The sequence below is a fragment of the Flavobacterium sp. DG2-3 genome, assembly GCF_030730925.1.
In the GTDB taxonomy this organism is placed as follows: Bacteria; Bacteroidota; Bacteroidia; order Flavobacteriales; family Flavobacteriaceae; genus Flavobacterium.
Window position 1 is genome coordinate 37,837 of the sequence record NZ_JAVAMB010000024.1, and the last position, 20,126, is coordinate 57,962.

Below are 20,126 nucleotides of genomic sequence, written 5' to 3' on the forward strand. Positions count from 1 at the left end.
TTAATTGAGCTCTATCTTAATTTTAAGGTTATGATTGATAAAATCGCTAACATTACGGCAACAATCCAGAAACGGGTTACGATTTTACTTTCGTGATATCCCTTTTTCTGATAATGATGATGCAAAGGCGACATCAGGAAAATCCTTCGGCCTTCGCCAAAACGCTTCTTCGTATATTTAAAATAAGTTACCTGAATAATTACTGAAGCACTTTCTGCTAAGAAAATTCCGCAGAACAAAACAATTAATATTTCTTTACGAACTGCAATTGCCAATACTGCGATAATTCCACCAATAGTCAAACTTCCAGTATCTCCCATAAAAACCGATGCGGGATAAGAATTGTACCAAAGAAATCCGATAAGCGCTCCAACAAAAGCAGAAATAAAGACCGTCATTTCTCCCGAATTTGGGATATACATAATATTCAGATAGTTCGAAAAAATGATATTACCAGAAACGAACGTAAATATTCCGAGCGCGAGGACGGATATCGCAGAGGTTCCGGCTGCGAGACCATCAATTCCGTCTGTTAGATTCGCTCCATTTGACACTGCTGTAATAATGAAAATTACAACTGGAATAAATATTAACCACGCCCATTTCTCATATCCATCGCCCATAAAAGACAATACTTCAGCATAATCAAATTCGTTGTTTTTTACGAAAGGAATTGTTGTTGCCGTAGATTTTTCTTCAACACCTGCGGGCATAATCACTGTTGAATTTGTAGCGGTCTTAAAAATATCTGCACGACCAGTATCAGTTCTTACTGTAACTGCAGGATTAAAATAAAGCACTGCACCAACGATGATTCCAAGACCAACTTGACCAATAACTTTAAAAATTCCTTTTAAACCTTGCTTATCTTTTTTGAATATTTTGATATAATCGTCAACAAAACCAATTGTTCCCATCCATAAGGTCGTTACAATCAGCAAAACAATGTAGATGTTGTGCAGTCTAGCAAATAATAAAACAGGCAAAAGAGTCGCAAAAATGATGATAAGCCCACCCATTGTTGGCGTACCCGCTTTCTCGTTCTGACCCGCAAGACCTAGCTCACGCACTGTTTCTCCAACTTGCTGACGGCGTAAAAAGTTAATTACTCTTTTACCATAGATAGTAGACAAAAGCAACGAAAGCATAAATGCCAAAGCTGACCTAAATGTGATGTACTGGAAAACTCCTGTTCCAGGAATGTCCAATGTTTTATCAAAATATTCGAATAAGTAGTACAGCATATTTTTCTGTTTTTTTTTAAATTCCAAATTTTAAATTCCAAATTCCAATGTGAGTTGGATTTTAAATTTTGGAATTTCCTTTTTATTATTTATTCAGTTGCTCTAAAATCTCTTTTACGGTTTCCATATCATCAAAATGATGGCGAACACCATTTACTTCCTGATACGTTTCGTGTCCTTTTCCTGCAATTAGGATGATATCGTTAGGCTGAGCCAGCTGACAAGCTGTTTTAATTGCCTGTTTTCTATCTGTAATTCGCAACATTTTTTTATAATTCTGAGGCCCAACTCCTTGCTCCATTTCGTCCAAAATAACTTCTGGATCTTCGTTTCTTGGATTATCTGAAGTCAAAACTGCTTTATCACTTAAATCTGAAGCTATCTTTGCCATTATCGGACGTTTTGTTTTATCGCGATTTCCTCCACAGCCCACAACAGTAATTAACTGTTCATTTTTGGTGCGAATGTCATTTATCGTTTTCAAAACATTTTCCAATGCATCTGGCGTGTGTGCATAATCTACTACTGCGGTAATCTTTTCGTTGGACACAATATATTGAAAACGACCCGAAACACTTTCTAAATCAGACAGTAAACGCAACGCTTCAAGACTATCAATTCCGAGCTCTACTGCCGTTCCATAAATCGCTAAAACATTGTATGCGTTGAAAGTACCAATGAGTTTTACCCAAACTTCATTGTCATTTACTTTTAACAATAAACCAGACAATTGGCTTTCTAAAATCTGCGCTCTATAATCAGCGTATGATTTTAAAGCGTAAGTCAACTTTTTAGCAACTGTATTTTGAAGCATAACAGCTCCATTCTTATCGTCAATATTTGTTAAAACAAAAGCTGATTTTGGAAGTGAATCAAAAAATGATTTTTTCACATCTCTGTATTCAGCAAATGTTGGATGGTAATCTAAATGATCGTGAGAAAGATTCGTAAAAATTCCGCCTACAAAATGCAAAGCCTCTGTACGTTTCTGGTGAATACCATGAGAACTTACTTCCATAAAACAATGTGTAACTCCAGCTTCGACCATTTCATTTAAATAATGATTAATTGTCAAAGAATCTGGCGTTGTATGCGTTGCAGGATATTCTGTTTCGTCAACTACGATTTTTACAGTTGATAATAAACCAACTTTAAAACCTGCTTTTTGAAAAAGCTGAAATAACAAAGAAGCAATTGTAGTTTTACCATTTGTACCTGTTACACCAACTAATTTTAGTTTTGAAGACGGATCTTCAAAATAATTAGCTGCCATAAAAGCTAAAGCCGTATTGGTGTCTTTTACCTGAATATAAGTTAGATCAGTTGCAGTATTTGCCGGAAGCGTATCACAAATTATCGCTTTTGCTCCAAGCTGAACTGCTTTTTCGATATAATCATGCCCATCTGAAAGCGAACCGCGAATTGCTACAAAAACATCATTTGCTTCTACTTTACGTGAATCAAATTCAATTTTCTGAATAGCAACATCTGTCGAACCTTTTACAGACTCAATAGCTACTTTATATAATATGTCTTTTAATACTTTCACGATAATTCTAATACAATTGTTGTGTTTCTGCTAATACTGGTTCCAGCCTGAATCGATTGATTTTTGACTTTCCCCATTCCATTTACTTTTACTTTCAAACCTAAATTTTCGAGTAAAGCAATTGCGTCCATCCCGGGCATTCCTTTTAAATTCGGAATCTGATTGATTTTTTTATTTGCTTCTGCAGTGTATTTATCATAACTAGCATCCTGCTTCGGAATTCTAGTATCTAATTTTTTTATTTTATTTGTCGAAGGCGCATCTGTAAAAATCTTTTGCGCAATTCTTTTAAAAACTGGTCCTGCAACGTCTGCTCCGTAATAATTATTCTTAGATGTATTTGGCTTATGAACCACTACAATACAAGAATATTTGGGGTGATCTGCTGGAAAATATCCTGCAAAAGAAGAAGCATAATACATCCCTTCTCTTCCTGCTTTACCATAATTAACCATCGCTGTTCCTGTTTTTCCCGCCATCGAGAAATCTTTCGAATACAACTTAGAAGCCGTTCCTTTTTTTACCACGTTTGCTAAAACTGCTTTTACTTTTTTAAGCGTTTCAGGCGAACAAACTCTTGGATTTATAACTTCTGTATCAAACTTCTTTATGGTCTTATTCCACTCTTTAATCTCCGAAACAAATTGCGGCCTTACCATTACACCATTATTCGCGATTGAATTATAAAAAGCTAAAGTCTGCATTGGCGTAACCGAAACCGAATATCCAAAAGCCATCCACGGAAGCGAAATTCCTGACCAGATTTTATCTCCTGGATGCGGAACAATCGGTCTACCTTCTCCTTTAAAATGCAATCCCAACGGTTTATCCAAACCAATTCTTCTGATATGATTTACAAACTTTGACGGATTACTTTTGTAATTATCATAAACCGCCTGAACCATTACTGTGTTTGACGAAAGTTCGAATCCGCGTGCTAGTGAAACTTTTCCGTAACCACCATGATGCGAATCACGCACCGATCTTCCATAATATTTAACTACACCATTATGGCTATCGTAAACGGTACTTGTATCGGCTACTTTATCTTCTAAAATCGCAACTAAATCAACTAATTTAAAAGTCGAACCCGGTTCGTGAGATTCCGCAATTGCGTAATTAGTAGTTTCATAATACGATCCATCCTCTGCTCTTCCTAAATTTGAAATTGCTTTTACATGCCCCGTTTCTGTTTCCATTACTACCACACAACCGTGATCTGCCTCATAATCTTCTAGCTGCTTCAATAAAGCATGATGAGCGATATCTTGAATGAAAACATCTATAGTGGAAATCACATCGTAACCGTCAATTGGATCTACTTCGTTAACATCACGAATAGGTTTCCACTGGCCTTTTGCTATTTTTTGCTTTAAAATTTTACCGTCTTTTCCGTTCAAGTAACTTTTAAAAGCCCATTCAATTCCTTTTCCTACTTCTATTCCAGTTGCAGGATCAATACGGTCGTAACCAATTGTTCTTTCTGCAATTTTTCCGATTGGGTGTTTTCTAACCGTTTCCTGTTCTACAATAATTCCGCCTTTGAAAGCGCCTAAATTGAATAATGGAAAACCTTTAATTTTCACATATTCAGTATAACTTAAATTACGGGCAATCAAATAATAACGATTTTTATTCTCACGCGCTTTTCGCAATTCTTTCTGAAAATAACCGCTTGGTTTATCTAAAACAGTATCAAGAGAATCTGACAATTGTTTTACATATTTCTCAAACGTTTCTGTTTTTGGCGCTTTTGCATCAAAACGAATTTCATAATTCGGGATCGATGTTGCCAATAAACTTCCGTCAGCAGAATAAATATTTCCTTTGTTGGCAGGAATTACAAAGTTTCTTACTGTACGCTGTTTAGCCAGTTTTCTGTAATAATCTCCATCAACCCACTGAATATTGGTTAATTTAACGACAATAGCAATTGCCATCACAAAGATGAAAACTGCTACGAGGTAAATTCTGTAGGATATATGTTTATCGTCTACTGCCATATTCTTTTAAAGAAACTTTTTTCTTCTTCTTTTTTAACTTCTATTTTTACTGGAGGAACTGTCGACGGAAAAATTTGTTTTTCTAACATTTTATCCGAAATAGTTGACTCCATTTTTAATTTCATCAATTCTGAACGTCGATCTACAAATTCCGATCTCAATTCTTTTACTTCATTATTTAATTTTGCAATTTCAAAAACCTTCTGCTCGTATCGCTGTGTATTGGCAATCATCAAAATAGCCAGTAGAATTATAAAAACAATGAATCTCCAGTTTTTTACTGCATCTTCATGAATCAGAAATCTTGCTTTTAATATGCTAAATACTCCACCTTTCATTTTCTACCTATATATATTATATCTTTTCAGCAATTCTTAATTTGGCACTTCTAGCTCTATTATTAATTTTAATTTCTTCGTCGTCTGGAACAATCAGTTTTCCGATAGTTTTAAATGGGACTGAAAAGTTTCCGTAAAAATCTCTTTCTGGCTCTCCTTCAAACATTCCATTTTTAATGAATCTTTTTACCAATCGATCTTCTAAGGAATGATACGAGATTACCGAAAACCTTCCGCCTGGTTTTAAAATTTCTAAAGACTGCTCAATAAATTCTTTTAGAACGTCCATTTCCTGATTTACCTCGATCCTGATTGCCTGATAAATCTGAGCCAGAATTTTGTTTCGAACTTTCTCTGGTAAATACTTTTTCAGAACTTCTTTTAATTCGTCTGTAGTTTTGATCGGATAATCTTTTCTCGCTTCCACAATTGTTCTTGCCAAAACTGGTGCGTTCTTCAACTCCCCATAATCAAAAAAAACACGACGCAAATCCTGTTCTTCATATTCGTTAACCACCCGATAAGCATTTAAATCATTTTTTTGACTCATCCGCATATCTAACTCGGCATCAAATCTTGTTGAGAAACCTCTTTCTGGAACATCAAACTGATGTGATGAAACTCCTAAATCAGCTAAAATCCCGTCAACTTGTTTTACTCCGTGAAAACGTAGAAATCTTTTTATGAATCTAAAGTTTTCATTAATCAAGGTAAACCTTTCGTCTGGCAATGCATTGGCAAGCGCATCTTCGTCTTGGTCAAATGCAAACAGCCTTCCGTTTGGCCCTAATCTTCTTAAAATCTCTTTTGAATGACCACCGCCTCCAAACGTAACATCTACATACACTCCGTCTGGTTTAATATCTAAACCATCAACTGTTGGATGAAGCAAAACCGGATTATGATATTCCATCTTCGTCGTCATTAATATTTCCCATTACTTCTTCGGCTAAATCTGCAAAATCCATATCTTCGCCACTTATTGATTTTTCGTATAAATCTTTATCCCAAATCTCCACAATATTAACCGCAGATGAAAAAACCACATCTTTAGAAATACTTGCAAACGTTACCAAATCTTTTGGAACAAGCAATCTCCCCAATGCATCAACCTCAACCACTTTAACACCAGCAGTAAACCTTCTAATGAAATCGTTGTTCTTTTTTACAAAGCGATTAAGCTTGTTGATTTTTTTCATCATCGCATCCCACTCTACCATCGGATACAACTCTAAACACGGCTGAAAAACAGAACGCTTCAAAACGAATCCGTCTTGAAGAGAAGCCGTCAATTGCTTTTTTAAAGGTGCAGGCATCATTAGCCTTCCTTTAGCATCGACTTTACATTCATATGTTCCAACAATTGTGTTCAAAAAAACTAGTTAACATGTTATACAGCAAAAATATAAAAAATTTTACCACATTTTACCACTTTATACCACTTTGTTAATAAGTTTAACCACTTTGCTACCACTTTCTATAATTCCCATTCAATCAATACCTTAACTATTAATTAACAGATTTTTAATTCTGTTATTCATTCGAAAAAATAATGGGCTAATTTTCTTAAAAAATTGATTATTATGCACTTTTCTTAACATTTGAAGATTTTAGCAAAAACACGTTTAATTACTGATTTTTAATGTTTTACATATTCTACTCAAATTATCTAGTTAAAAAATGGCGTCAAAAATTCATTTTTGTGTAATTAACCCTATATTTGTCGAAATTGAAATTGGCATTAGATTAGATGGACAAACACTATAAAAAAGAAGGCAAATACAGCTATTTTGAAGCTGGAGAAGGAACTCCGATCGTTATTCTGCATGGTTTAATGGGAGGTCTAAGTAACTTTGATGGTGTAGCACAATATTTCCCAACAAAAGGATATAAAGTTGTTATCCCAGATTTGCCAATATACACCCAAAGCATTTTAAAAACGAACGTAAAAAGTTTTGCGAAATACGTAAAAGATTTTATCACTTTTAAAGGGTTTGACAAAGTTATTCTTCTAGGAAATTCTCTAGGAGGACATATTGCTTTATATCACACAAAACTGTATCCTGAAAAAGTTGCAGGCCTTGTAATTACTGGAAGTTCTGGTCTTTACGAAAGCGCAATGGGAGACAGTTACCCAAGAAGAGGAGATTATGAATACATTAAAAAGAAAGCTGAAGATGTATTTTATGACCCAAAAATTGCAACCCCAGAATTGATTGATGAAGTGTACGCTACTGCTAACGACCGCATCAAATTAATTAAAACCCTAACTATTGCAAAGAGCGCAATTCGTCATAATATGGCTAAAGATTTGCCAAAAATGACTGTTGACACTTGTATTATTTGGGGTAAAAATGATTCTGTAACACCTCCAAATGTGGCAGAAGAATTTCATAAATTATTGCCGAATTCTGATTTGTACTGGATTGACAAATGCGGACACGCAGCAATGATGGAACACCCTCAGGAATTTAACGAAGTTCTTGAAAAATGGCTTACTGAAAAGAAATTATAGCCATCAAAAATTATTTTTTTAGGAGGTTTTAAAACGCGAAGGAATATGAAAATTAATACCGCCGAATTTATTGTCAGCAATTCTGACGCATCAAAATGTCCGAAGGACTTTTTGCCAGAATATGCTTTTATTGGAAGATCAAACGTAGGTAAGTCATCGTTGATTAACATGCTTACCAATAATAAAAACTTAGCAAAAACTTCTGGAAAACCGGGAAAAACACAGTTAATTAATCATTTTAAGATTAATAACAACTGGTTTTTGGTCGATTTACCTGGTTACGGTTATGCTAAAGTTTCAAAGAAAACAAAATCTGTTTTTCAGCAATTTATTACCGATTATTTTGAAACAAGAGAACAATTGGTTTGCGCTTTTGTTTTGATTGATATTCGCCACGAAGCGCAAAATATAGACATCGAGTTTATGTCTTATATGGGCGAAAGCGAAATTCCGTTCTGCATAATTTTCACAAAAGCAGATAAAATCAGCAAAGGAAAAATAGATTCGCATATTGCGGCTTACAAAAAACAAATGTTTGCCAACAATTGGGCCGAAATGCCACAGTATTTTGTAACCTCATCTACAGAATCAATTGGAAAAGAAGAATTGCTTTCTTATATTGACGAAGTAAATCAGGAAGTTTTTAAAAACAACTCAGAATTTTAAAATTAAAATATACGATATTGAAAATCCCAAATTCCAATTTTAAAATGGAGTTTGGGATTTTTTATGCTTTAACAATTGATAAATCAGAATCCGAAGGATTCAAATGTTTATAGCAAAAATATTTCCTGATGCGGTACGACCCCCGATGGGGTCAAATTAAAACCGTAAATCTTTTTTCTAGAATATAAAAACTCCAATCATACCGATTAGAATTTTTTATTTTACAGAAAAATCTTAAGGAATATATTTTTATGTTATATTTGGCGCAAACCAAAAACAATCAATGAACAATTTTAAATCCATTCGTTTTATTCTTTACATTTCCTTTCTGTTCCTTTTCTTCTCTTGTCAGTCTTCCCATTATATGTTAATGACCGGACAACGCACCGGAGTTGATTTCTCTTCTGGAAGATGGCTGCTAAATGAATTAGACTGCCCCAAAAACTCCAAACAAAAATTAACCGACGAGACTTTAAAATTCTTTAGAAAAAAGTTAGGAGATCGAGTATTTTATATACAGGATGTTAATGGATTACTTGTTCCAAGAAAAATCAACTTAAATCCGAATAGTGTAAAGCTGAAAGAACTAAAAGAAGGCACTGGTTTTGACTTTTTCATTAATATTTCAACACATAAAAGCAAAAGTGATTTAGGCTCTATCGAACTTTATGAAGACGACTATTCTTCAGGGAAAAATGAAGCCTCGGTCATTTTAGAGATTTATGATTTGAATTTACAGCAGATCATTTATTCGCAAAATGTTGTCGGCATAACCAATAAAGCAAATAAACAGTCAATGTGGGAAACCGAAAAATCGGATAAACTTTTAGATAATGTAACGTTGTACAAAAATTCGAACGCTTTAATGATTGGTGCTTTAAAACGTATTCTTAAAGATCTAGAAAAAAGATCTGTGAATTAAAATAATTCAAATTCCAAAATTTAAATTCCAAATTCCAATATCAAATGGAGTTTGGAATTTTTGTTTTATCGAAACTTCTTATTTAAAATTTTCCATTCTCTAAATATCAAAAACTGATATAGGATATAAAATAAAGAGTTAAAAAACCAAAAGTCCAGTAAAAATGGTTCTGTAAAAATAACGGAATCGGAATTACCACTTAAAAAAATAGTCGAACTGCTGACTAAATAGATAATCAATCCGTTAGAGAAATACATGTAATTGGATTTAACGTTCTCAAAATTTTGTGTCAAGTAAATTAAAGCATATAAAACCAATAAAGCCGAAGTTACGCCAATTTCAAATAAGTTAAATTGCCAATAAAGTTCCGGCGTTCTAGAATACTGAATTGCTAACAGAATCAAAACCAATATCAGTAAAAAAAGAATTGCTTTCTTTAAAATAGCATTTGAAAATAAGCCTCGAAAAAAGATGCTTAAAATAATAAATTGAAAAATGAAGTAATAATGCGAAAGAAAAAAATTAGAGCCTGGAGCATAAAACCCAATAATGTTACAAAGCAATTCATTGACAAACAAACCAATCAAATATACTATTAGTATATAATAATGTGCGTTTTTGTTTTTTCGCGTCTTGCAAAATAAAATACTGTTTACCAGTAAAAAAAAACAATCCGATAAGACTTACTAGAAAAGGAAACAGCATATAATTGGATTTGCTCAGACAATTTACAAAATAAAAAATCCCAAACCCAATATTAATTGGAATTTGGAATTTTTGTATTGAAATTTAAGCCTATGTTTATTTCGTAAGTTCTAGTTTTTCTGCGAAGTAATCACAAAAATCTTTCATGGTATCAGACATTTTTTCGTCGTCTGTCGCACGTTTGAAAGTATCTGACATTGCCACTAAAGTCTGGTGAAAGAAAATCTTCATTTCGTCTACCGGCATATCTTTGGTCCACAAATCAATACGCATCGTTTCTTTTGCTTTACTGTCCCAAATTGACAACATTATTGCTTTTGCCTCTTCGGCTTGAACTCCACCATCTTGTGCACTCCATGTCAGTTTTTCTGGAACGCGGTTTTCGTCCAATTCTATATTAAATCTAATCTCTGAGTTTATATTTGCCATTATTTCTTAGGTTTATATTTTGATTTTTCGAAGATTTCTTTTGGCTGTAACTTAAATAATTCGGCCAAAGAAACATCACTATTATTTTTCATGTAAGAACGTACCATTTGCCAGCCAATCCAAGCTCCCACTCGCCCTGGAGAATCGTTATCTATTTCTAAAAAGAATTTGGAAAAAGGTGCCGGAGCTATAAATCGCGCATTCAATTTCGGATCATCACTGTAGAGCATTTCATTTTCTATAAAATAACGCCACATGTATGCTTCGTTTTCTTGACACCATTTTATCTGCTCAGGCGTATATCCCATTTTTTCAGCATCTGTATATTCAGGAAGCAGTAAATCTTTTGCATAAAGCTGTTTCCCTTCAAAAATCATTTGAGACACTAAACTCTTGTCTATAGAATTCTGAATATTTCGATAAGAAAAACTAGAAACCACATCGGGCATAATTTGTCTTTCTTCAAAATTCTCTTTCAAATAATTTGGAAATTCATAAAACTTATGCTCTTTTCCTAAATACAATTCCAAAGCAACCACAACAAGACTGTCAGCATAAATCGATTTTGCATTATAGTCCATTTCTCCAATAACGGTAATTACCTTCGGGATTTTAGTTTTAGGAAAATAATACTTTATATGCTGAAAAAGTTCATTAAACTCTTTGCGAACAGGCTCGAAATTACTATATTTTTTCTGAACTTCTTCATAAACTTCTCTCCAGATCGGATCATTCATTTTCTGAATCCAGACATTATCGTCGTTACCAGGAAAGAAAAAAGGATATTGTTTTTTTACTTTTGCCAGATCTTGCGGTTTAGTTTCAAAAAACACTTTATCAAATCGTTCTACTTTAATATCAACAGGGATTTCTTCTACTTCTTTTTCAACCTTACTCTTTTGATTACAAGACAAAAAAAACAGGCATAGAACCACTGCAAAGCGATAAATTTTCATTTTATTTTAATTAGATTTGTGTTATCAGAATTTTAAGCAGTTGCATACTCAAAATAATTCTGCAAATATACATCCCTGCATCTTAAAACTTAAACTATTATGGCTAAAAAAAGCACAATTCAGACAGAAAAAGTAAATACGCACATTGTAGAGTGGTTAAAAAATTACGCTACTAATGCAAAAGTAAACGGTTTTGTAATTGGAATCTCAGGAGGTGTAGATTCTGCAGTAACTTCAACTTTATGCGCACAAACAGGACTGAAAGTTTTATGTGTAGAAATGCCAATTCATCAGGCAGAAAGCCAAGTTTCTAGAGGAAGAGAACATATTGAGCAACTTAAAAAACGTTTCCCAAATGTTTCTGATGTTAAGACTGATCTGACAGAGACTTTTGAATCTTTTAAAAGTGCCGTACCTTCAACTGAAGATGCAGCAAAAGTAAATTTAGCTTTGGCTAATACTCGTGCCCGCATTAGAATGACTTCTTTATATTATTTAGCAGGAATTCATGGTTTGCTTGTTGCCGGAACTGGAAATAAAGTAGAAGATTTTGGTGTAGGTTTTTACACTAAATATGGAGACGGCGGAGTCGATTTAAGTCCAATTGCTGATTTAATGAAATCTGATGTATATGCTTTAGGAGAATTTTTACAGATTCCGCAGTCAATTTTAACAGCTGCCCCTACAGATGGATTATTTGGAGACAATCGTACCGATGAAGACCAATTAGGGGCAAGTTATGACGAACTAGAATGGGCCATGTTAGCCGCGGAGTCAGGAAAGACGGCATCTGACTTCGAAGGGAGAGAAAAATCTGTCTTTGAAATTTATAAACGATTAAACACCAGCAACAAGCATAAAATGGATCCAATTCCGGTTTGTTTGATCCCAAAAACGTTAAAATAATACATTTTAACATTCTCTGCGAGTTATTACAGAATTTATTTATTAATTTTACCGTTCCAAAAACATGAACAATTCTAAAAAAGGTAAAAATTATGATTAAAGTATGTCTAGCAGACAATCATCCTGTGACGCACTTTGGCGTTAAGTCTTATTTCAAAGACCACGATCAAATTTCAATTGTTGCCAACGTAGGCAATTTTTCAATGGTTAGAGATATCCTTCAAACGAAGGAAATCGATATTCTAATCTTAGATTTAGAGTTAGAAGGACTTTCAAGTATCTTTGAGATTAAATCTATCTTGAAAAATTTCCCAAAAACAAAAATTGTTATTTTCAGTGATCTTGCTGAGCAAATGTATGCTCCAAATGCAATTAAGGCAGGAGTTTCTGGGTATGTGCACAAAACAGAAAAACTTGAAACATTAGGTCATTCTATTATTAAAGTACACGAAGGAAAAATTATCATCAACGAAACAGTACGTAAAAACATGGCACTTATTGCTAAACAAAGCAAAAGTGAGCGTCTGTACAGAAAACTTTCTAACCGTGAGATCGAGGTTTTACGTTATTTAAGTGATGGTAAGAAAAACAACGAAATCTCTAAAATCTTAAATCTGAACGAAAAAACGATCAGTACTTACAAACTAAGATTATTGACTAAATTGAATGTTACTAATTTAGTTGACTTAGTAAACAAAGCTAAGACTTTAGAAATTATTTAATCACAAGTCGAAAATCTTAACCTTTTAAGAGAATCGAAAAAAATTATAAAACTCTATCTAATTTGATAAATCAAAATAGATAGAGTTTTTTCTTTTTAACTATGATAAGGAACAACTACTCGTCCTAATTTTTTTGAAAAGTTATTCAGTAATTTAGAATAATCGATCACCATACCCAAAACTTCTGAATTGTCTTCCTGCGGATTTGTTAAAAGCGAATTCTTTAATTCTGCAATAATTCCAGACACCAAATACCATCTCATAGCAAATATGGTCTCAGAAACATTCTGCTCGATCGTTTCGCTTTTCTGTTTTGGAAAAATATTCTGCCCTTCCCAATTGTGAATGGTTAATCTTTCGTCTTCCATTAAAATATTGGTTACTTCCTGAGCAAAATCGGGCTCTAGATGCATTAAATATTTATCAAGACTAAAAGTTTCATTCTGATTATAGAAATCAATAATGTTATTGTAAATATTTTGAAACAAGGTATTCGACAATTCTATTTCATCTTCCTGCAGACTTAAATATATTTTTTGAAATACTTTATATTCTCTTCTTTCCGAAACTTCTTTTACATTTCCTTCTTCATCGGCTTTCAAGTAAACATCTTCAAAACTTTCTACCACACTTCCGTACAATAGTAAAATTTCAATGACTTTCTTTTCAAAATTGTATAAAATATCTACTTTTTGAGCCTGTTCTTGCGTATAATATCCTGGATCGCCTGGATAATCATCTGGCGGTCCTGTTCTTGGATCTTCTGGATCTCCTCCTGAAAATGTGCCCCCTTGTGGCTGATTTCTAACTACTTCAAAAGGTTTTTGTTCCTGTTTCTGCTTTTTATTCGCGTCAGCGATATCTTTCTGAATTAGCTGCGCCAAAGTACTCGTTAGAACCTGCTCCGAAATATCCATAATTCGAGCACATTCCTGAATGTATACCTCACGCTGAATACGATCTGGAATTTTAGAAATACTCGTAACCATATCGCGAATCAGATCGGCTTTTTTTATCGGATCGTTTTTGGCTTCATCCATTAAGATCGAAGCTTTAAACTGTATAAAATCTTTACTGTTGTTTTCTAGATAAGCAACTAACTCGTCGTGTGAATTGGCACGGGCAAAACTGTCTGGATCTTCTCCCTGAGGGAAAGAACATACACGAACGTTCATTCCTTCTTCTAGAATCAAATCGATTCCTCGAATTGCTGCTCGCAAACCTGCCGCATCTCCATCAAAAAGCACCGTAATATTTCGCGTCAGACGATTAATCAGACGAATTTGATCTGGCGTTAAAGCGGTTCCAGAAGAAGCTACGACATTTTCAATTCCAGCCTGATTAAACTGAATTACATCGGTATAACCTTCTACCAAATAACAATTGTTTTGTTTGGCAATGGATTGCTTAGCGTGATAAATTCCGTAAAGAACTTTACTTTTATGGTAAATATCACTTTCTGGCGAATTCAGGTATTTTGCCGCTTTTTTATCATTGGTTAAAATTCGTCCTCCAAAACCTAAAACACGTCCCGACATACTTTGAATCGGGAACATTACGCGTCCTTTAAATCGGTCAAATGGACGATCTTCTCTCGGAATTGTTAAACCGGTACTTTCTAGAAATTCTAATTTATAGCCTTTCCCTAAAGCTTCTTTTGTCAAAGCATCCCAGGTTTCTGGAGAATATCCTAAATTAAACTTTTTAATGGTTTCGTTAGTAAAACCTCTTTCTTTAAAATACGATAAACCAATGGCTTTTCCTTCTTCAGAATTCAATAAGACATCATGAAAATATTTAGAAGCAAACTCCGAAACCAGATACATACTTTCACGAAGATCTGTATTTGCTTTTTCCGCTTCCGTTTGTTCGGTTTCTTCGATTTCGATATTATATTTTTTTGCTAAATATCGAATAGCTTCGGGATAGGTAAACTGCGAATGTTCCATTAAAAACTTAACAGAATTTCCTCCTTTTCCTGTACTAAAGTCTTTCCAAATTCCTTTTGCGGGCGATACCATGAACGAAGGCGAACGCTCATCTGAAAACGGACTCAATCCTTTAAAGTTACTTCCTGCGCGTTTCAAATTCACAAAATCGCCGATAACCTCCTCTACTCGAGCAGTTTCAAAAACAGAATCTATGGTGCTTTGTGAAATCAAAATTTAAATTATTTTTTTAAGTGGATAGCTAGCAAAAATACGTAAATCTTAGTGGAATTTTAAATGATTTTCAAACAAAAAAAGCACCTCCAAATAGAGATGCTCTTTACTAACTAAACTTAATTTTCTTAATTGAAATCGAAGCGAATACCCAAAGAAATATTATTCTCATCAACAGTATTATTTTTAAATATTGGATTTAAATCATATTTCAAATACAAGCTTATTTCTTTGTAGCCCACATAAGAACTTAGTCCATAAATAAAATTATTGACATTATAATCGCCTTTTGTTTTTTGTGTTGTTTTATAGTCATTGTCTTCAAATTTTAAAATCTGTTTCGATTTTACATTGATTCCAGCATATCCTCCAAACCCCATTCTAAATCCTTTGTGTGTTCTAAAATAGGTTTTCCCGTCATGATTTCCATCTTTCGAAAAATCAAATTCTAAATGTACGGGAGCCACTAAATACACATTTCTAAAACGAGATTCTTTTAAATGTATCGGATTGGTAACTAAATCTGTTTGTTGGCCGTTTACCACAAAACTGCGATTATCTGTCGGACGAAGATTATTATACATTAATGAAAGACCGTATTTGGCATGCAATAAATTATTGTCGTTTAAAATTCTAGAATTAAATGTCAAACCCCATTCGTAAAAATGTGACCCAATAAAGTCGTAATTCGAATCTTGAAGTTTACCGTCTACCATAGTACTATTCAACCCCATTGCAAATACAAATTGAGAAGTTGTTCTTTTAGATTCCCTTTTAATTTTATCATCCCGACCGTCGTATACTTTCATTGCAGGAATTTTTATTTCTGTTTGATTCGCTCTGATGGAGTCATTGTTTCCGCCAATTACTAATATTGTTCCGCCTTTTGCTTTCTCATAATTTAACTTCCCGTCCACTTTTTCCTGAACAAGTTCCTGTAATTTTTCTTGTTCAACGGCAACTCTGTTTTCGATATTACGCGCTCTCTTTTCTGCAAATTCTTTTTTTCTTTTGTCTGCTTCTTCTTTAGAAATAGTTCCTTCAACTAATTGTGTGTTAACATCGTCAACTTCTTTTTTAAGTTCTGCTTTTTCTTCTTTTGTAATTTTCTCGATTGCAATTGCGATCTCTTTTGCTTTGTTCTCAAAAGTTTCTTGTCCGACCATTTTAGTAACAAATAGGAAAACTAAGAGAAATAAATAAATGGTAAAATTTTTCATGATTACTTTTTTGATTGATTTAATTAATTGATTGATGATTATACTTATTTTTTAACGTTTCGATTTTCTACCGCAACTTTAACCGTGTGATAACTTCTATTTATTTTGGTAATCAGTTTTTCTCTAAAAGAAAGCTCCAATTCCCCATCTACCTGATCCAATAGATCGTTAGAATTGATTTTTACTTTAGATTTTGATTTAGACGCATTTTCTGCCAGAATTTTATTTTCTGCCGTTTCTAATAGTTGATCTACGTTTTCATTTTTTGAAGTTTCTGCAATTAAAGCTTGATTGGTCGTTGATTGTTTTTCTTGATTGTTTTTGATGATGATTGAAGACTCCGCTATTTGATTTGATTCATTTTGATTGTTTTTATCTGAAATTTGTCCCGAAGCTTCGGAATTATTTTTTTCATTTTTGTTTGCTCTTTCTTCCGAAGTTTTTTCAGCAATTGCTGTTTCCGTTTTCGCTGAATCAATAGTATTTAAAATAGGCTCTGTTACCGATTCTTTTTGAGTTTCAGTTTCGTTTTCTTTTTCCACAACTACCGTTTCTGGCGTTTTAACTGCATTTTTATTCTGATTGAAAAACAGTGTCCCAACCAATAAAAATCCGATGAAGCTGGCCGCGATATACAGCCATTTTCTTTTTGATTTTTTCGAATGAAGTTTAATTGGCTCCTTCTCTTCAGCCACGGTCAGCATCGCATCCAATCGATCCCAGGCTTTGCTGCTTGGTTCAATCTTGCGCTCGTTTAGTTTGTCACGGAAATCCTTTTCAAAATTATTCGGTTCCATTATCTTGTTTTTTTAAAATAGTAATTTGTGTTTGGAGCATTTTTCTAGCGTGCGATAATTGCGATTTTGACGTTCCTTCATTTATTCCTAACATCTTGGCAATTTCATTATGTTTGTACCCTTCTATAGCATATAAATTGAAAACCATTTTATACCCATCCGGCAAAGCATCAATTAAATACTGAATTTGTTCTACAGTAAACTGGCTGTCGATTTCGTTAAAGCTTTCTTCTACAAAAAACTCATCTTCGGCAAATTTTACTTTTTTCTGAACTCGTAAATACGAAATGCATTCGTTAACCATAATTCGGCGAATCCAACCTTCAAAACTGCCTTTGTGCTCGAAGTTTTTTAAATTCGTAAACACTTTCATGAAAGCCGTAATCATTACATCTTCTGCTAGCTGAATGTCTTTTATATATTGAAGGCACACGCTTAACATTTTTGAAGAAAACTTGACATAAATCTGCTGCTGCGCCTGACGGTTGTTTTCGACAGCAAGCTTTATGATTTTAGCTTCTTCTTGATGTAAAGAAATAATTTTCATTAATAAGCGGTTCGGTTTTGGTTTTAGAAACAGACTTCTATTAGCATAGACGATTGTCAATTTGAAATGGTTGCACCAACTGTAAAAAAATTTCAATAAAAAAATTCCAAATCCCAACAAAATAAAAAATAGACAACTGATTTACAACAAAGTAAAACAATTATCTAATTGACAAATTTTCTAATTATCTAATTTAAAGAGACTATTTTTTTCTTTCAATAACGTAGTTCACCATCAAAGTCAAAGCATCTTTGTATTCTGAATCTTCGAAGTTTTGAAGCAAAGAAAGTGCTTCCTGCTGGAATTCGACCATTTTATTTTCGGCGTAAGCCAAACCATTATTGTTTTTTACAAAGGCAATCACTTCTTTTACGCGTTTTTTGTCTTTGTTGTGGTTTTTGATGGAGTTTATCAGCCACTTTTTTTCTTGCGGAGTACAAGTATTTAAAACATGAATTAAAGGCAAAGTCATTTTTTGCTCTTTAATATCTATTCCGGTTGGTTTTCCGATTGCTTCTTCGCTGTAGTCGAATAAATCGTCTTTTATTTGAAAAGCCATTCCGATCAGTTCGCCGAATTTACGCATGTTTTCTACCTGAATATCGTCTTCGATTACGGCTTTCGCGCCAAGCGCACAACAAGCAGCAATAAGTGTTGCAGTTTTTTTACGGATGATTTCGTAATACACATCCTCGGTAATATCCAATCTTCTTGCTTTTTCGATTTGAAGCAATTCTCCTTCGCTCATTTCGCGAACGGCAACAGAAATAATTCTCAATAAATCAAAATCGCCATTATCGATAGAAAGCAACAAACCTTTAGATAATAAATAATCTCCAACCAGAACGGCAATTTTATTTTTCCAAAGCGCATTGATAGAGAAAAATCCGCGGCGGCGATTACTGTCGTCAACCACATCGTCGTGTACTAAAGTTGCGGTATGAATTAATTCGATAACCGAAGCTCCACGGTACGTTCTTTCATTTACCGTACCGCCAGAAACCATTTTTGCAGTAAGAAAAACAAACATCGGACGCATTTGTTTCCCCTTACGGTTTACGATATAATAAGTGATTCTGTTTAGTAAGGCAACCTTAGAGGACATCGACTCATGAAACTTTTTTTCGAAAAGTTCCATCTCGTTAAAAATAGGCTGCTTTATTTGAGACGTGATATTCATTTAGACTCCAAATATACTATTTTAAATAAAAATACGTTGTGTATTTTAGGTTAGGATTTAAATAATTTATGCACTAACCTGAAAAAAAACACCAAAAATAGATCTAACTAATACTGATTTGAATTCATTAACTAAAAGAAGAACAAAAAACTATTTATTTATGAAAACAAAATTTTTATTAATTAGCACTTGTATTACAATGTCTTTTTTTATCAGCTGTAATTCTGATGAAAAAACAAATGACGGAACAGCCGCAGCGATTACCAACGAAGAAATTATAACCAATTCTAAAATCGATGCCTCTGTTGAGGATGTTACTAATATTGCTGAAGACCAATTTAGTTCTCAGCTTAATGTGAATGCAAAACCAAGCGGACCAATAAAAAATTATCTTCCGAGCTGTGCCACAATTACAACCGTTTTAACCAATAATACTTGGACAAAAACAGTAGATTTTGGCGCTGAAGGCTGTACTCTTAACAATGGAAATACAGTAAAAGGAAAAATGGTTGTTTCTTTTTCTAATGATTTTACTTCTTCTACACAAACGATCAGCTACACTTTTGAAGGGTTTTATCATAATGGCAAAAAACTTCAGGGAAGTAAAAGCATCGTAAGAACTATTAAAGAAACTAGCCTATTGGTAACACCACACCCAGTTTCTACAGCTTCTATAGATTTAACCATTACTTTTGATGATGGAAAAGTGTATACTAGAAAAGGAACTTTGATAAAAGAAATGACTTCTGGTTATGACACTTGGTTTGATTGGGAGGATAATGTATTTGTAGTTACCGGAAGCGGTTCTACAACTTTTCCTAACGGAGATACTTTTTCGGCAGAAATTACTACTCCTTTAGAGTTTAATGCAGCCTGCAGAAAATCTTTTGCAGTTAAAGGAATTGTTTCTATAACTAAAAATGGCGCTACAGCAACTATAGATTATGGAAACGGAGAATGCGATACACTTGCAAAAGTAACAAAAGACGGAGTTACAGAAGAAGTAGATTTGAAAAAATAAAGCATCCTTTTTGTCCAAAAAAAGAAGCATTAAGAACGGGAAATTTCTCGTTTTTAATGCTCTTTTTAATACCGATGAAATAATCCTAGCGGATTATATTTTGGAATCCATATTTTTGTTTTGTTACCTACGAGATAATCCTAACGGATTATATCCTGAAACGTTTTTTCTGCTACCGACGAGATAATCCTAGCGGATTATATTTTGGAATAGCTTATTTTTTTTTTGTCAACGGATAATCCTT

Annotated in this window: 19 protein-coding genes; 6 read left to right on the forward strand and 13 right to left on the reverse strand. The window is 33.7% G+C overall.

Annotation, left to right across the window (positions count from 1 at the left end; genetic code table 11):
- Positions 1-11: 11 nt before the first annotated feature.
- The 6 genes from mraY to Q9Q97_RS21395 all read right to left on the reverse strand — a co-directional run bounded on the left by mraY (position 12) and on the right by Q9Q97_RS21395 (position 6,507).
- On the reverse strand, positions 12-1,244 hold the full coding sequence (mraY, locus tag Q9Q97_RS21370) for a phospho-N-acetylmuramoyl-pentapeptide-transferase (protein ID WP_306160859.1): 1,233 nt from the start codon (positions 1,242-1,244) through the stop codon (positions 12-14).
- An 85-nt stretch (positions 1,245-1,329) separates the two neighbouring features.
- On the reverse strand, positions 1,330-2,793 hold the full coding sequence (locus Q9Q97_RS21375) for a UDP-N-acetylmuramoyl-L-alanyl-D-glutamate--2,6-diaminopimelate ligase (protein WP_306160861.1): 1,464 nt from the start codon (positions 2,791-2,793) through the stop codon (positions 1,330-1,332).
- On the reverse strand, positions 2,790-4,796 hold the full coding sequence (locus Q9Q97_RS21380; protein ID WP_306160863.1) for a penicillin-binding protein: 2,007 nt from the start codon (positions 4,794-4,796) through the stop codon (positions 2,790-2,792). The genes Q9Q97_RS21375 and Q9Q97_RS21380 overlap by 4 nt, the downstream gene beginning before the upstream one ends.
- A complete protein-coding gene (locus tag Q9Q97_RS21385) occupies positions 4,787-5,134 on the reverse strand; it encodes an FtsL-like putative cell division protein (RefSeq protein WP_306160865.1) in 348 nt (115 codons plus the stop codon). The genes Q9Q97_RS21380 and Q9Q97_RS21385 overlap by 10 nt, the downstream gene beginning before the upstream one ends.
- 16 nt (positions 5,135-5,150) lie before the next feature.
- Complete coding sequence (rsmH, locus tag Q9Q97_RS21390) at positions 5,151-6,059, reverse strand: 16S rRNA (cytosine(1402)-N(4))-methyltransferase RsmH (RefSeq protein ID WP_306160867.1); 909 nt, start codon at positions 6,057-6,059, stop codon at positions 5,151-5,153.
- Positions 6,034-6,507, reverse strand: a complete 474-nt coding sequence (locus Q9Q97_RS21395; RefSeq protein WP_035691746.1) for a division/cell wall cluster transcriptional repressor MraZ — start codon at positions 6,505-6,507, stop codon at positions 6,034-6,036. The genes rsmH and Q9Q97_RS21395 overlap by 26 nt, the downstream gene beginning before the upstream one ends.
- A 377-nt stretch (positions 6,508-6,884) precedes the next feature.
- On the opposite strand from Q9Q97_RS21395, the gene Q9Q97_RS21400 reads away from it, so the two are divergent.
- From Q9Q97_RS21400 to Q9Q97_RS21410, 3 genes are all read left to right on the forward strand, one after another.
- Complete coding sequence (locus tag Q9Q97_RS21400; protein WP_306160869.1) at positions 6,885-7,649, forward strand: alpha/beta fold hydrolase; 765 nt, start codon at positions 6,885-6,887, stop codon at positions 7,647-7,649.
- 45 nt (positions 7,650-7,694) lie between these two features.
- Positions 7,695-8,315, forward strand: coding sequence for a ribosome biogenesis GTP-binding protein YihA/YsxC (yihA, locus tag Q9Q97_RS21405; RefSeq protein ID WP_306160871.1), 621 nt, complete (start codon positions 7,695-7,697; stop codon positions 8,313-8,315).
- 283 nt (positions 8,316-8,598) lie between these two features.
- Positions 8,599-9,237, forward strand: coding sequence for a hypothetical protein (locus Q9Q97_RS21410; RefSeq protein ID WP_306160873.1), 639 nt, complete (start codon positions 8,599-8,601; stop codon positions 9,235-9,237).
- 801 nt (positions 9,238-10,038) lie between these two features.
- On the opposite strand, the gene gldC is transcribed toward Q9Q97_RS21410, so the two are convergent.
- Positions 10,039-10,371 carry a gliding motility protein GldC gene (gldC, locus tag Q9Q97_RS21415; RefSeq protein ID WP_164515351.1) on the reverse strand — a complete coding sequence of 111 codons (333 nt, stop codon included), beginning with the start codon at positions 10,369-10,371 and terminating at the stop codon, positions 10,039-10,041.
- Positions 10,371-11,327 carry a gliding motility lipoprotein GldB gene (gene gldB, locus Q9Q97_RS21420; protein WP_306160877.1) on the reverse strand — a complete coding sequence of 319 codons (957 nt, stop codon included), beginning with the start codon at positions 11,325-11,327 and terminating at the stop codon, positions 10,371-10,373. Before gldB ends, gldC begins: the two co-directional genes overlap by 1 nt.
- Before the next feature lie 99 nt (positions 11,328-11,426).
- Between gldB and nadE the strand changes: the two genes are divergently transcribed.
- Complete coding sequence (gene nadE / locus Q9Q97_RS21425; RefSeq protein ID WP_306160878.1) at positions 11,427-12,233, forward strand: NAD(+) synthase; 807 nt, start codon at positions 11,427-11,429, stop codon at positions 12,231-12,233.
- Positions 12,234-12,325: 92 nt separating this feature from the next.
- The gene (locus tag Q9Q97_RS21430) at positions 12,326-12,955 is read left to right on the forward strand and encodes a response regulator transcription factor (protein ID WP_008467169.1); all 630 of its coding nucleotides are present in this window, start codon (positions 12,326-12,328) and stop codon (positions 12,953-12,955) included.
- A 95-nt stretch (positions 12,956-13,050) separates the two neighbouring features.
- Here the strand turns inward: Q9Q97_RS21430 and dnaG are convergent, their stop codons facing one another.
- From dnaG to Q9Q97_RS21455, 5 genes are all read right to left on the reverse strand, one after another.
- Positions 13,051-15,117, reverse strand: a complete 2,067-nt coding sequence (dnaG, locus tag Q9Q97_RS21435; protein ID WP_306160880.1) for a DNA primase — start codon at positions 15,115-15,117, stop codon at positions 13,051-13,053.
- 128 nt (positions 15,118-15,245) lie between these two features.
- The gene (locus Q9Q97_RS21440) at positions 15,246-16,337 is read right to left on the reverse strand and encodes a hypothetical protein (protein ID WP_306160882.1); all 1,092 of its coding nucleotides are present in this window, start codon (positions 16,335-16,337) and stop codon (positions 15,246-15,248) included.
- 44 nt (positions 16,338-16,381) lie between these two features.
- On the reverse strand, positions 16,382-17,134 hold the full coding sequence (locus Q9Q97_RS21445; protein WP_306160884.1) for a hypothetical protein: 753 nt from the start codon (positions 17,132-17,134) through the stop codon (positions 16,382-16,384).
- Complete coding sequence (locus Q9Q97_RS21450; protein ID WP_306160886.1) at positions 17,121-17,681, reverse strand: RNA polymerase sigma factor; 561 nt, start codon at positions 17,679-17,681, stop codon at positions 17,121-17,123. The genes Q9Q97_RS21445 and Q9Q97_RS21450 overlap by 14 nt, the downstream gene beginning before the upstream one ends.
- A 202-nt stretch (positions 17,682-17,883) precedes the next feature.
- Complete coding sequence (locus tag Q9Q97_RS21455) at positions 17,884-18,861, reverse strand: polyprenyl synthetase family protein (RefSeq protein ID WP_306160888.1); 978 nt, start codon at positions 18,859-18,861, stop codon at positions 17,884-17,886.
- 160 nt (positions 18,862-19,021) lie between these two features.
- Here Q9Q97_RS21455 and Q9Q97_RS21460 point away from each other — a divergent pair, with 160 nt between their 5' ends.
- Entirely contained in the window at positions 19,022-19,882 is an 861-nt protein-coding gene (locus Q9Q97_RS21460; protein WP_306160890.1) for a hypothetical protein, read from the forward strand.
- Positions 19,883-20,126 lie beyond the last annotated feature (244 nt).